We start from the raw sequence: 14,714 nt of genomic DNA, 5'->3' as shown, positions 1-14,714 counted from the left end.
TTGATGGGATTCTTCCACAAGGGAAAACATTTGAGCCTGTCGCTCGGTGGTGTTACTCATGCGCTTGAAATTTATCAATCCGCAAAAGTAAACCACAACCTCAGGCTAAACAATATGCATCATGCCGAAGGCTTACGATTAAAAGACAAATTTTATACAATAATAATTTGTTGATATTATGATAACAATGAAATTAAGTAATAAATTTTCATTGAATTAAAGATAAAAGCCATTAAACTTAATTACTTTATTTTTACCTTAATGAAATTAATTTCATACTTAATTTTTCTTGATTTTTATGATTAAATACCCTAATTTTGCTTAATATTCTGTAATTTTTTAAATTATGGCAGGAAATTATTCATTCTTATCTCATCCATTTGAAGTTATTTTACGCAATGCACATGCTTTCTTGCCTGGCATTGATAAGGTGGTTGCCGTATACTTTGATTCTGAATCTGGAACGATACAGGCACGATGTGTCACCAGGGAATTTCAGCCGGGTCACATTGAAGCAATGGAGTTAGGTGATAGTAAGGTAATTTTGCAGAAGCAACGGCAGGACAAAAATCCTTGTATCTGGTGCAGTAAAGAAAATATACCGTTTATAACAACTCCCCCTGTAAACAAACAAGTGCAGATCATGGATGAGTACTCTAATATTATTCTTCAATTGAGATTTCCAAATGAAAATGACGAATACCAGGATATTTTATTTTTCTATTTCAAGGAAAATATCAGCAATTTTGGCGTAAGTACAAATAATAAATTGTTATCCACTGAAAATAAATCGATTATTAGCTTCATTTTATATAATTTCCTGAAAACAACATTTTCAATTATCCGCTCTGACAATCTAATACACAATACAGTCACTGAGAGTACCATTTCACTTATGTCACGTTATTCAAACATCTGGAATGAATTGGAAAGAAGCCGGAGAAATTATGGTGAAAGTCTTATGAACCTTTGCCAGCATTATATTACTGACTTCGCTGAGCAATTTGGTATTACATGCACTCTCGAAGAAAGAGCCACAGAAAGGATCCGGACTTATACAGGTGATATAAGGCATTTACTCAAGATCATAGAAAATGCAATCATTTTCGCAAAAAATATTGATAAAATCCGGAGCCCGAAAGTAATAAGAATATATGGATGGCATCTTAATTTTGACCAATTCGCTTACAATGAAATCTGTTCCAAGGTAGATGTTCTTGTTGGGGAAAAATATAAGAAGACATGGCTGTTATTAGAAAAGTTGGAAAATGCAGCCCGTGAAGTCAAGTCAAACAATAAAAAGTTGATCAGCGAAAATGTTGGAAGTCATTGCCCTACACCAATATCTGCTCCTGCGATTACTGATGCTATCAAGAAGCATAATGCAAAAATTCTCTATCTGATGAACAGATATCCAGAAAGATGGACGATTATTCGCAATGAATTCAGACCGGTCAGGAAGTTAATGGTCGGCGACGGATGATCACTGAAGTCTGTAATAGATTAGTGTAAGCCATTTTGAAGTATCTGTTTCAGTTTTTGGATCTGTAACATACACTTCCCAAGGTGGACCGGTATAGCTCAATTTTTTCAGCTCAAGATATTTTTGAATGGTAACGTGCAGCTCACCAGTTTTTTCATAAGGTCCATAAAAAGGAGCAAGAATCACTTTACCGGCGTGTATTTCACCAGCTTTCACTCTGCCCTCGCCTTGTACAGGACTTCTAACTGGTATCCCTGCATCAAAAACAAAGGGTTTTGTCGGATCCCAAGTATAAAATGCGGCATAAGGATGACCTGCAATCTCAATTTTTTTGTCCGACATATACGCCATCAATTCACCATACATTTCAGTCATTTTGAGACCAATTCCAGAAGCATCCGAAGAGTCTTTTATAAACAGAACCTGTTGGGCATCAATCCTGATTATTTTTACACCTTCTATCTCCGGTAAATTCTCGCAAAGATTTTTCAAGTTTGTCAATCCAAGGTCGTAAGTCTTTTTCATCATACCAGGCATAGCAAGCCCATAATATCTCCCAATGGGATAAGATAAATCTCCGATATCTAAAGACCATACAACCTTTGTACCTGTATCGGATTCGGTAAATTTCCATACGCATTCGGCCTTTCCAGCTTCCATGAAGTCAAGGGCAGCTTTAATGTATGTTGGCCGTATGCTTTCAACAATAGTCAATTTACCTGCACCGTCTACGGGACTTGTCCATTTCATCACAGCGCCTACATCGGACTCTGGTCCTTCAAACGCAAATCTCATTGCTGTATCTTGCTCCTCGAATGGTGACCAGGAACACCAGTTCTGCAGATTATTAACCTCTTCAAATATTTCTGAGGCCGGACATGTCATCTCCAGAGATCTTTCTAAATGAACCTTTGAAGGTAGAAACAAAGCAACAATTAAAAACAGACTAACTAAAATGAGAATGACAATAAATGTAAATTTTAAAGCTTTCATTATTAGTGATTTATCGGTTATGGAATGGTTAAAACAATACGATTTTTTAACATTGTAATTGTGGGTTCTAAAACATTCTTATCAGAGCAGATCATTATCAGGATGTAATTATTATATGCTTCGAATCTAAGAAATTCAGAATAATTATTTCTGGTGATAAAGCCACCATAGAATTCATCGAAATCCAGATATTTGGGGTTACCTTTCAACCTGGATTTACAACTATTTAACCAGTAGAGACTTTCGTTTGAATCATTATATTTTATGACCATAAGAATATATTGTTCGTTTTTTCCAGCAACAGCTTCCCTGATGCCAAGAACATCGCCGACATCGAAAATGTAAAAGCTATCTAATGCAATATTACCTCTCATATATTTAACATCATCAAAGCTGACGTTTTCAAGAGATAGCAAATTAATAAGTTCCGATTTTTCAGAAGTGCATGTGATTTCCTCATCTATGGATTTGCCAATTTTTTTAATCCCGTCAATGACTTCCTGTTTTGTATTATTTCCGCTAATTGTAACATAATAGCTGCCTTTCCAGAATATCAGGTAATAATTGAAAAACAATGCATCATGGCCATAGTCAACTTTTATACCTTTTGGTGATGACATTGACGTGAAAATGCCGTACGCAGCTTTGTTATCAATCATTTCATAAATTTCAACCTGAATGATGTCCTTGGCATTATTTGAGTATTTAACAGCCAAGACTTTATCAAATCCGAATTCCATATAAATATCTGCACCGCCATCAATAAAACTGAATAGTTGTTCCCCAACAAATAGTTCAGGTCGATCTATCATTTTCCAATCGTCAAATTCTATGGATACAAGCGAGTATAGTGAAAGAGAATCATTTCCAGTCTGGCCTTGAATAGCGTGACACATTAAAATCGTTTGCAGCAGAGTGCACAAATAAGCTATCCTGAATACTTTCATAAGTGTATTTAATACAGATTATATCTCTATCTGCCGGATATTCAGATTAGATAGATTCATGGATCCGATACCATGATCCTGGGCCATTTTTATCATCAGGATATTATTAGGATCGATTCCAATAAGTTTTGCTGTGAAAGCGTCCATCGCAACAGGATCAGTGCCAGCTGATACAGTCTGAGGTTTGATAATTTCTCCAGGTCCGGCAGGACCATTGGTTATGATGACTTCTGTCGTATCGACTATGCAAAGATGAGGAGATCTGACCAGGTTCAGGTCGGCAATGCATTGTGACAGATGTGGGATGTCGGCATAACCGCCCGGACCCTTATGGAAGAACTTATTGGTTGAATAAGGGCAGGCACCCATCATATTTTTGAGGTTACCGGTAAAGTGAGTGCCTTTATGATTCTTTGAAATTGGGATGTTGATGAACACATCACACTGGGTCATTTCAGGAACAATTTCCACATTTTTAAGTTTAATTCCCTTAGGAATAGCAACTTGTCCTGACCTGGTCCCTGTCTTTATGAGCCTAATGATGTCAGCATTTTCCTTGAATCTGCTACTTCTGCTCCAGTAATCGTCAGGGGGTCCTTTTAAACATATTACCTCCCTGGCACCTGCATCAAAACATAGCCTGACAACAGCCAGGGCGACATCTGGACTGGTATATGTTCCAGGTTTTTCCCAATCCGGGCTGATAAGCAGAGCTATGCGAGCATTCCTGTTCACAAATCTGCTGATACCTCCTATTCCTTCAATGGCTTTAATGGTTGCATTGTAATAATCTGATCCTTTGGCTACTGAAATATCAGGAAAAGGGCGTGCAGAATTTCCAAATAAAAACCATGGTTTAAGTGAAGTGCTAATGATTGTTCCAGCTGTGATCATTGCACCGGCTTTTATAAATGAACGACGGGAAAGATTTTTTTGCTTCATGATAATTTATTTCCCAAAGAGATATTAAACTCAAATTAAATATTCTTTGTTAGCGACATATTATACAACAAACAGAAATACAATTATTACCAGAAAATAATAAATAGGATTCTTTCAGTATCAAGATATAGATAATCACCAAGAATCTAATGCTAAAATAATGAATATTAATGAAAATATCAAATTATTTTTTTATAATCAGAAAAGAAGAATCCTTTTTCCGTCAGAGTAAAGTTTAAAGAATTGCTGTTTCTCAATGAGCAATCCTTGTTGTCTGAATTCTTTAAACTCGAAAGGTATATCGATCGGGAAAATTTTATTATTAAAGATAGGTGTGATCTTATGCACATCGGTGTGTCCAATGACCATATAATTCACTCCATAGAAATTCAAAATTTGATCTAAGAGGTCAACCGTTATTTCCGGAGGATTAGTTCCATCCGTGAAATATCCCCTGTACCAGAAGGGGCCATAAGTAAATAGCAAGAAATTGACCAGATTATCGTTATCTTTTAAAATTTTACCCTGTAAAAAATTTGATATATATTCATTGATCGTGTCAATAGAGAGTTTATAATCAAATAATTGTGGAGATATTCCTCCATGAATAAAAAGGATGTCATTGATTTTAACGGCTATGTTTTTTGATCTTAACCATTGGCCAAGAACAGTATTCGAAGTATAAAGCTGTGAATAGTTGATATCAAAGTAAGTGCTGAAGAATTGGTATTTTGGTGAGTTATACTGCAGGTCGTTTGTAATGTTCATCAGTTCATGATTGCCGAGAAGAACATGAACATCCCCTCCTGCAGCCCTGGCCTGTCTTTCCAGTTTATAGATCAGCCAAAGAATCTCAGTGACTTTGTCACCCCTATCGAACAAATCTCCAGTAAAAAGAAGATGCCCACTTCCCCACGTCCAGTCAAGTTTGTCATCAATGACAGCATTATTCCTTAAGAAATCGACAAGAGAATCATAATATCCATGCCTGTCACCAATAGCCAAGATTTTACCTACGTTTTCGAATTGGGACTTTTGGTTAAATAACGTCCGGTATATCTGATATGAAGCCGTGGTATCATAAGAAAATCCCCGGAACGGAATGACTTCATCTTCTTTTTTCCCAAAATAATGATCGATTAGCAATGTCATGTTTTCCGAACTGCCCCTGTTAAAATAATAGACTCTGATAGGGCCATCCTCTTCCCAAAGAACATGAGGTCCATCGGAATAGTCAGGACTATTTCGGTATGTATCCTTACGTTCAATCATTGTAGTGAGATACTCTGCAATAGCATCCTTATTGCTTGCGACAGCATTATCCAAAGCCATCAGGTTATGGTAATTTTTATGTTTGACATCAGCACCTCGTTGAACCAAAAGGCGTGTCATTCTGAGTGATGCATAACGGGCAGAATAGAAGAGAGCTGTATTATCCTTTGCATCGGTTGCATCTACACTTGCACCCCGATTTAAAAGAAAATGGGCAATTTCAAGCCGGTTCAGGTTGGCTGCATCCATGAGTGGTGTCAATCCTTTGGTAGCCAATTCAATATCTGCTTCGTTTTCAACCAGAAAAATGACTACTGTCAACTGGTTTGCCACAATAGCCTGGTGTAGCAGAGTTTTATCCTTTTTCTTACCAAAATACTGATTAACAGCATCGTTTTTCATTAAAGATTTTAATGTGATCGTATCCCCATTTTTAATTGCTTTGAAAATAGCTTTTTCATCTCCACCTGCGGACAATAATAAATTGTTACATAAACATATAAAAATGAGGATCAGCCAATTCGCCCAACTTTGCATCCAACAAGTAAATAATTTTTTGATCATTAAGAGTTAATTATCAATTATCTATATTCTATTTATTAAATAATTACTTTCGGTTTGGCCAACATGTGTCGAGGATTTCTTTTTTCACCTTTATCGGACTATCGATGATTTCGTAAAACTGATCGAGGTACTTTAATGACCAATATCTGCTGCCCTCATCAAGGGGTTGAAGGTTGCCGTAAAGATTATAGATCTGTTCTTTTAACGAACGGAATTTATTGAATGTCATTGCAAATTCTTCCGGAGTACGGCAGAATCCCCTGAATACTCTTTCGGTGACCGAGGATATGTTCAGTTCCTCAGCAGGTGCGGCATATTTGGTATTGACAATTCCGCAGTAATCAAAATCATACGGAACAGCCAAGGGTAATTCAAAAGGACTTGTCTGTACAATTTTGATGTTGTGCTGCAAGGATACATCCCAGTCAGGATTGCCAACCATGAATTCAAAGAGAGCAAGCAGGTTAATTAGGTTGTAATTAGTCCTGTCCTGATGAATATTTTTAATTTCTATGATCTTCCCTCCTATTCTTGGTGCCATCAGATCTTCATCTTCAATAAAAAAACCATAGCGGGTTATAGGTTCCATGTTACCTTCTATGTCTTTGTATGTGATACTTAACAAACGAACATGAAAACTGCTATCCGTCAATAAATTATAAATTTTATAAACTAAATATTCCCTTAGAACATACTGATCAAAAACCTGTTGTGTATTGCTACAGTGTGTAACAAGTTTGAGGCGACCTATGTCTTCAAAAGGCGTATTTTTTGTCTGTTTATCAGAGAATTTCACAAATAGAGGCGGAAAAGCACAGTGTTTAGGGTCCTTCCTGTACGTTCCCCTTGGTTTTACTTTCACTTTTACTGTATCGATAATGTCATCATTCAAGGTATAAAGAACCATTCCGTTATGATATACAGTGTCGGATTGCTTTTTTATTTCAGTAAAAATATTTTTGAAATCCGTAATCAGGGTAAGGGTAAAGATCTCATCTGACTTCAAAAAGTCATTCGCATCAGATTTTTGAGAAATTTGTGGATTGACTAAGGAATCTGACTTAGCGATGATGGATTGGGAGATGGAGGATGATGTATTGAACAGTAATAATACGAAAATGAAAAATACCTGTTTTCTCACAGTAAGAATATTTTGGTTAGTACAAACCATCAAAATTACCAAAATCACAGAAATGATCACAATTTGTCATTCCTGTTTTGTTTAACGTAAGATAAAAAGAATTATGGATGAAGTCGGAGGCAGATGAAACATGAATAATAGTAAATTCTCCACAGCAAAAGAATCCCTACATGAGATCTGAAAAATTGTACAAAAAAACCCTATAAAGGATTCGAACCTTAATAGGGCTTGAAGAATTAGATATAAAGGCTTTATTAGTAGACAATAATCTTCTTTGTGCATGTCTTCTCTCCTTGTGTTATCTGGAGAAAATATGCGCCTTTGTCAAAAGAGGATATATCAATTTCCTTATTGTATTTTCCTGAGAATTGGCCGAGTTCTTCAGAATATACCACTTTCCCGTTGCTATCAATAATATTTATTGAAGTGTTGGAGTTAATAGCTGATGAGAAACTCAATGAGAATTTCCCATTATTAGGATTCGGGAAAAATAACAGGTCATCGATGTCAAGCTCCTTTTCGGGAGTCGTTTCAAATTTTAATCCAGAATCTTTAAGTTTTGATTTCTCGCGTTCTTCAAGTTCATTCATGGTACAAGAAGAAATTATTATTATCTGCTCTTTTGATCTGTGAGAATATATATCAGCTTTACCGGGCTCATCCAATTTCTTTAAAAGTGAATCGCCGCATTGGGCCATAACAACGATAGTATAGTTCCTTGTATCTTCACTAATCTCCATAAGTTGGTCATCTTTTTTTAGGGCGACAACTCTACAGGTCTTATCCGCAGTTTTGTTTTCACCTTCTTTTACATATACAATTTTTTTAATTTTTTTATTATCAGTTTTATCGGCGTCATCTCCACAATATAAAATGATCTCTCCGTCCCCCCCCTCTCCAATTGTTATAGTTTCTGATTTATTGATTTCATTTTTAATTTTCGGGTCATCAATTGTCTTAATAGTAAAGTGTTTTATGGTGGAATCCCCTTCGATTTTGGTGTCACCTTTTTTGGTAATACAAATATGTTGTAAACAGGAATCTCCCTCGATTACGGATTTTTTTGACGTCATTATGCAAAGTTGATTAGTGCTTGAATCTCCTTCTTCAGTTACTGTGACGAAAATTCTGATAGCGCCATTATTTAATTTGTCACCTGAACATTCATGAATAGAGCTTGTAAGTTTTTTAATGGCTTTTTCTATGTTCTCATCCCCGTTCAACGAGCACGTTGTGTCAATGACTATGACTTTACCATTATTATCTGCAACCACCATCTTAATGGTTTTTGTTTCACATTTATGATCTTGAGCCCATGCCTTTCCGAATGTTAATGTAAAGGCTATCGAAGCAATTATAAAAATGACCTGCCAGAATAAATTTGTTGTTTTCATAAAGTTTATTTTTATTGGTTTGACAATTTGATGAGACAAAACTATTCACTGAATTTAAAATGAAATGTTAAGGACAGTTAAAAAAGGTTAATGCGAGGTTAAAGTTTCATGCTGATAGTTAATAATTTATAAATTTGGCACATGAATAAGAAACGGATCATACTTGTTATCATTTTTCTGAGCATTAGTTTGACCGGAATTATAGCTGTGCAATTATACTGGATAAGAAATGCTATCAGAATAAAGGAAGAGCAATTCGACAGGAAGTGTCAATGAGGCGCTTCGGATAACTGTAAAAAAGCTGGAAGCCACTGAGAACGCTAAAATGATTGAAGGGAAGCTTCAAAATCCTGGTACTGATTCGACCTATCTATTTGCAAATGATGACAGACATAGCTATATATCAAGCATAACGATCATGGATACGCAAGGGAATTCCTGTTTTGTTGCTGATAAAATTCAAGGTGATACTACACGCAATATCTTTGTCTTGAGGGAACAACCCGGAGATGACAGTACAGTGGTTGGTTTAAATATACATTCATGCAACTATTCTCTGGATACCATTCATTTAAATAAGGAAAGCCAGGGTGTGACAGTAATTACCAAGGAGAACCAGAAGGATTCGGTATATCTTACTGTTGGAAATCAGATGAAAAGGATTAACAGAAAGTCAAAAGATCTTGAAATGGTTTTTGAAAGAATGGTGGTAGAGGTGGCTAGTCGGCACAAATCAATAGAAGATCGTCTTGATACAACGATTCTTAAACAAATAATTCAAAACTCGCTTTCTTATAATGGCATAGAAATTCCTTTTGAATACGCCATTACAAACAGTGATACTGTTACTAATTCGGTTATTCAGACGGCCGGGTTCATTGCCAGTATGACTGGTTCAATGTATAAGGTAAATCTTTTTCCCAATGACATTATAGAAAGAGAGAATTCCCTTATCCTGGATTTTCCTGATAAAAAGCGGCATGTTTATAAATCATTGGCATTTCTAATGGCTGGATCATCATTTTTTACCTTCTTTATTATTATCACTTTTACATTAACGCTCTTGCTCATTTTTCGACAGAAAAAGATATCTGAAATCAAATCGGATTTCATCAACAACATGACACATGAGTTTAAAACTCCAATTGCTACTATCTCTTTAGCTGCTGATTCCCTATCAAACGAAAAGGTTTACAACAATATGAACCAGGTCATATATTTCTCTGGTATTATCAAAGAGGAAAGTAAGAGAATGAACAGCCAGGTAGAAAATGTCCTACAGATGGCTCTCCTGGATAAAAAGGACTTTAAACTTAAGTTTGAACTTACAGATATTCATGACCTGATTAAAACAGCCATCAAAAGCGTATACATCCAGATCGAAAGAAAAGAAGGTAAGATTGAATCATTTCTTGAGTCGGAAAAATTCAGTACTTATACTGACAAAGTTCATTTTACCAATATCATTTATAATCTACTTGACAATGCAATTAAGTATTCGGACGGCAAACCTGATATTAAAGTCGGAACTTATAGTAATACAAAAGGGATATATATTTATGTCGAAGACAAAGGTATAGGCATGAATGCTGCAATGCAGAGCAAGATATTCGATAAATTTTACAGGCAAGTTCCGGTAATGTGCATAATGTAAAAGGCTTTGGATTGGGATTGAGTTATGTGAAAGCTATAGTTACAGCCAACGGTGGAACAATCATGGTTAGAAGCACACCAGGAGAAGGAAGCAGATTTACAGTGTATTTACCATATACTTGGGGAGAAACAGTTGTTGAGGTATAGAGAAAAGAATGGAAAATGAACTTTCTAATTATTACAATGAATTAGTATGATTGTTAGTAATCATGACTAAAAGCAACGCTGACGATGCCATCCAGGATTCAAATATTTATGGTTGAAGATGATACCAATTTCGGTGCTGTGCTTAAATTGTACCTGGAGATGCATGATTTTGATATAACATGGATTGATGATGGGAATAAAGCCATAGCTTCCTTTAAGAATGGCTGTTATGATATCTGCATTTTGGATGTCATGCTTCCCCATATAGATGGATTTTCCATAGCTCGGGAGATAAAACAACGCAACAGTGAAATTCCGATAATTTTTTTAACTGCCAAGACATTGAAAGAAGATGTTTTGGAAGGGTTCAGGATCGGTGCTGACGATTACATCAAGAAACCTTTTGATTCGGAAGTGTTGATTTATAAAATCAAAGCCATTTTAAAAAGAAACAGTAAAAAGACATCACAATCAGATGAGATAAATATATTTTCTGTGGGAAAATTCAGTTTTGATTATCATCATAGGGTCCTTTCCGATCCGATACGGCAAACCTCAGTCAAGATTTCTCCAAAGGAAGCGGAGCTTTTACGTCTTCTATGCCAGTACGAGAACAATATTCTTCCTCGTGAACACGCACTGCGCAACATTTGGGGTGACGACAATTATTTTACGACAAGGTCGATGGATGTTTTCATCACAAAACTGAGGAAATACCTTAAGGATGATCCAAGTATCGAGATACTTACGGTTCATGGAATGGGATTCAAATTGACAACCTCAGTGCCATAATCCGGAGGATTAGTAAGTCTAACATATACACCGAAATCATCTATATGGGTGAAGCTCAGTACCCTCAGTCATTTAGGGGGGATGTGAGGGTTGACCAATAAAATTATTATCTAACCTATACGTATAAGTGGTTTTGGAGGGAATCGTATATATCAGTAATGTCATTAGAAATAAAAACCGTCATTTAAGATAACGGATGACAGACGTGAAATTAAAGGATATCATGAAATCCTGAAGGAAAAATCGTTGAATTTGTTTTGTATCTTTACCCTTTGGAAAAATTAATATTGTATACAGTTGAAATTTTTCAGATTTCATCTCAGTTACAGGACAGTGATTTTTGCCTTGATCATTATGGCTCTCACGCTGGCTGGGGGTATGATTATCGTTGCATATACCTATAAGTTACAGGAAGGTACATCAAGAATCATGGAAACCAATGTACGCAGTATGAAAGCTGCGCATGAGCTGGAAATCGCCTTATTTGACCTGAGGGGGTTAATATTTAATTACATTATTGATAAGTCGCCCAAATGGGTTGACTCACTGAATAAAGTAGAATTAGAATTTATTATTTCTCTTAACCGGGCCAGCGAAACATCCAATACACCGGAGGAATCCAATCTTATACAACAGATATCAGCCCTGTTTTTCAACTTTGAACAGGATTTTAAAAAGGCGGTTGTAGATTACAAAAGGGGGTACATTACACAAGCGAACTCCCTCCTATTACATGTCAACCAGAATCTGTTCCAGACGATATACGATAAGTGTAAATTATTTATACAACTAAATGAACAGGATCAGTCATTCTATCAGGAAAATCTCCAGCGGATAAATGATAATATACGTACTGCGATGTATGGTCTTGGTTTTGCAGGTATCGTCATGGGGCTTATTCTGGGGTGGGTGATCTCGCGTATCATTCTTAATCCAATCTATGAATTGATTCTAAAAGTTCGTGGGACTGCGGATGGAGAACTTGTCGAAAGCTTGCGAATGTCGCCGGGAAGAGAACTCAAAAAAGTCGATGAGCATATTCAAAGTCTGGTAGTACGAATAAATAAAGCACACGAGGACCTAGAAAAGAATAGGCAATTACTCGAGCGGTCGAACCGGTTAGCCACGCTTGGTAAAATGGCATCTGGTATTGCTCATGAAATCAGAAATCCCCTTACAGCTATAAAAATGCTTATTTTCTCGATAAAACAGAACAAAGACTCATTGCAGGAAATTCAAGGTGACCTTGACATTATCATCAAAGAAATTGACCGTATGGACAATTTTATTCAGAGTGTGCTCAAATTTGCCAAACCTAATGTGCCAAGCTTTACTCCGACCGATGTACATGTGGTTATGCGGGAAACACTTTATCTCTTAGGACCAAGGATCCGTCAAAACAAGATAGATGTTACTGAATCTTACTACCCTAAAGCAGGCACTATTCAGGCCGACCCTGACCAGTTGAAGCAGGTATTTATGAATATCATACTTAATGCAATGGACGCAATGCCTGAAGGAGGAATGCTTAATATTACGACAATGGCAACCGAGGAAGACATAAAAGGTTTAATGCAAAAAGTCCTGAAAATATCTATCAGCGATAACGGTCCGGGCATATCGGGAGATATTAAAGATACGTTATTCGATCCGTTTGTAAAGAATAAGGATTATGGCGTTGGATTAGGTCTATCCATAACCCAGCAAATCATTGAACTGCATCAGGGAAAGATTATCGCCACAAATAATCCAGACAAAGGAGCTACTTTTACAATCTATATACCATTTGTCGTATGACAGAAAAAGCGGTTAAAAGAATTCTTTTTGTTGATGATGAGGAGAGTGTGAGATATTCTTTCAGAAAACTCATCCATAAACATCCATATCAAGTATCAGATGCCAGCAGTGGAAAAGATGCTCTGGAAAAAATAAAAAATGAGGTGCCGGATTTGGTGCTTCTTGATATTCAGATGCCCGGGATGAACGGACTGGAAGTGCTCAAGGAGATTAAGGAGATTGCACCGGCTATACCTGTAATTATTATGACTGCGTATGGTTCAGGTGACAGGGTGATTACAGCTATGAAATATGGTGCTTATGAATTCATTGAGAAGCCATTTGATGTGCCACGGTTAAAAACATTGATTGATGAAGCTATTGAAACCGGGCAGCAAGGAAAGAAAGAAGTTATTTATTATTCAAAAGGGACTGGTGAGTACCAAGTTGGCAAGATCATTGGCAATAGTCCTGCTCTCAAAGAAGTTTTTAAGATGATCGGTCGTGTAGCAGCCAGTGATGCAAGTATCCTTCTTGTAGGAGAAAGCGGCACGGGTAAGGAGCTTGTCGCTCGGGCTATACATCAATATAGTAACCGCTCAGACCAATCCTTTATACCTATAAATTGTGCTGCCATTCCGGATACACTGCTTGAAAGCGAGCTCTTTGGTTATGAAAAAGGTTCTTTTACAGGTGCAATTGGCACGAAACCTGGCAAATTTGAAATGGCAGATAAAGGCACAGTTTTTTTGGATGAAATCGGAGATATGAGTCTGGCCATTCAGGCAAAACTTTTACGTGTACTTCAGGATGGCACTTTTGAACGACTCGGAGGATCAAAGCCTATCCGTGTTGATGTCAGGCTGATTACAGCAACAAATAAAAATCTTGAGAATGCCATAGCCGGAAAAAATTTCAGGGAAGACCTTTACTATCGTTTGAAAGTTATTACAATAACCTTACCTCCATTGCGGATACGAAAGGAGGATATCCCGGAACTGGTAAAATATTTTCTCACAAAGTATGGATTCGAATTAAACCGGCAGTCGATATCCATCACATCCGAAGCACTGGATGTTCTTACCCAGTATGATTGGCCGGGTAATGTCAGGGAGCTGGAAAATCTGATGAAAAAAGCAGTGCTATTTTGTAAAACCAACACCATCACACCCGAACTCTTTGATGAGGATTTAAAAAGTACGGTCAACGATCGTAAAATGCTGTCGGCTAATAATCTTTCCGCCTTTATACCAGAAAGCATTGACAATTATCAAGGTCAGATATACAAAAAAGTGATGGAAGAGGTGGAGAAGGAATTAATCATCAACATGCTCAAATATGCCAATGGAAATCAGGTAAAAACCGCTAAAATATTAGGTATTTCAAGGGTCATGCTTCATGACCGAATAATTAAATACAGACTTAACCCAGATAATTTCTGAGGGCACTATTTTTCCGGGTAATATGTAAGAACATTTTTCACAATGTAAATTTTGTTTACACATTTTCGGATTGATTAAAATTTTATTAACGAATTTATAGACTTTAACTAATTCACTATAAGCCTATTAGGTGAAAAATTTAATTTTGGTACATCCTTTGTTAAGGCA

General features: G+C 36.6%; 13 protein-coding genes. 7 read left to right on the top strand and 6 right to left on the bottom strand.

The window, feature by feature from the left end; genetic code table 11:
- Positions 1-346: 346 nt before the first annotated feature.
- A complete protein-coding gene (locus NT175_06815) occupies positions 347-1,483 on the top strand; it encodes a hypothetical protein (protein ID MCX6234425.1) in 1,137 nt (378 codons plus the stop codon).
- On the opposite strand, the gene NT175_06810 is transcribed toward NT175_06815, so the two are convergent.
- From NT175_06810 to NT175_06785, 6 genes are all read right to left on the bottom strand, one after another.
- Entirely contained in the window at positions 1,484-2,476 is a 993-nt protein-coding gene (locus NT175_06810) for a GyrI-like domain-containing protein (protein MCX6234424.1), read from the bottom strand.
- Between the two features lie 17 nt (positions 2,477-2,493).
- Positions 2,494-3,423 (bottom strand): hypothetical protein, encoded by a 930-nt coding sequence (locus NT175_06805; GenBank protein ID MCX6234423.1) that lies wholly within the window; start codon positions 3,421-3,423, stop codon positions 2,494-2,496.
- Positions 3,424-3,441: 18 nt separating this feature from the next.
- A complete protein-coding gene (locus NT175_06800) occupies positions 3,442-4,365 on the bottom strand; it encodes a DUF362 domain-containing protein (GenBank protein ID MCX6234422.1) in 924 nt (307 codons plus the stop codon).
- A gap of 198 nt (positions 4,366-4,563) precedes the next feature.
- Entirely contained in the window at positions 4,564-6,174 is a 1,611-nt protein-coding gene (locus tag NT175_06795; GenBank protein ID MCX6234421.1) for an ankyrin repeat domain-containing protein, read from the bottom strand.
- Positions 6,175-6,244: 70 nt separating this feature from the next.
- Entirely contained in the window at positions 6,245-7,342 is a 1,098-nt protein-coding gene (locus NT175_06790; GenBank protein MCX6234420.1) for a hypothetical protein, read from the bottom strand.
- Positions 7,343-7,596: 254 nt separating this feature from the next.
- The gene (locus NT175_06785) at positions 7,597-8,736 is read right to left on the bottom strand and encodes a T9SS type A sorting domain-containing protein (GenBank protein MCX6234419.1); all 1,140 of its coding nucleotides are present in this window, start codon (positions 8,734-8,736) and stop codon (positions 7,597-7,599) included.
- A 141-nt stretch (positions 8,737-8,877) separates the two neighbouring features.
- On the opposite strand from NT175_06785, the gene NT175_06780 reads away from it, so the two are divergent.
- The 6 genes from NT175_06780 to NT175_06755 all read left to right on the top strand — a co-directional run bounded on the left by NT175_06780 (position 8,878) and on the right by NT175_06755 (position 14,546).
- Positions 8,878-9,012, top strand: coding sequence for a hypothetical protein (locus NT175_06780; GenBank protein MCX6234418.1), 135 nt, complete (start codon positions 8,878-8,880; stop codon positions 9,010-9,012).
- 49 nt (positions 9,013-9,061) lie between these two features.
- Positions 9,062-10,390 carry a HAMP domain-containing sensor histidine kinase gene (locus NT175_06775; protein MCX6234417.1) on the top strand — a complete coding sequence of 443 codons (1,329 nt, stop codon included), beginning with the start codon at positions 9,062-9,064 and terminating at the stop codon, positions 10,388-10,390.
- Entirely contained in the window at positions 10,378-10,536 is a 159-nt protein-coding gene (locus NT175_06770; GenBank protein ID MCX6234416.1) for an ATP-binding protein, read from the top strand. The genes NT175_06775 and NT175_06770 overlap by 13 nt, the downstream gene beginning before the upstream one ends.
- 84 nt (positions 10,537-10,620) lie before the next feature.
- The gene (locus tag NT175_06765) at positions 10,621-11,328 is read left to right on the top strand and encodes a response regulator transcription factor (GenBank protein MCX6234415.1); all 708 of its coding nucleotides are present in this window, start codon (positions 10,621-10,623) and stop codon (positions 11,326-11,328) included.
- A 297-nt stretch (positions 11,329-11,625) separates the two neighbouring features.
- Positions 11,626-13,125, top strand: coding sequence for an ATP-binding protein (locus NT175_06760; GenBank protein MCX6234414.1), 1,500 nt, complete (start codon positions 11,626-11,628; stop codon positions 13,123-13,125).
- Positions 13,122-14,546 (top strand): sigma-54 dependent transcriptional regulator, encoded by a 1,425-nt coding sequence (locus NT175_06755; protein ID MCX6234413.1) that lies wholly within the window; start codon positions 13,122-13,124, stop codon positions 14,544-14,546. The genes NT175_06760 and NT175_06755 overlap by 4 nt, the downstream gene beginning before the upstream one ends.
- Positions 14,547-14,714: the final 168 nt, after the last annotated feature.

Source organism: Bacteroidota bacterium, assembly GCA_026391695.1.
In the GTDB taxonomy this organism is placed as follows: Bacteria; Bacteroidota; Bacteroidia; order Bacteroidales; family JAGONC01; genus JAPLDP01.
The sequence above is the reverse complement of the archived record's forward strand: the minus strand, read 5'-3'. Positions and strand labels throughout refer to the sequence as shown.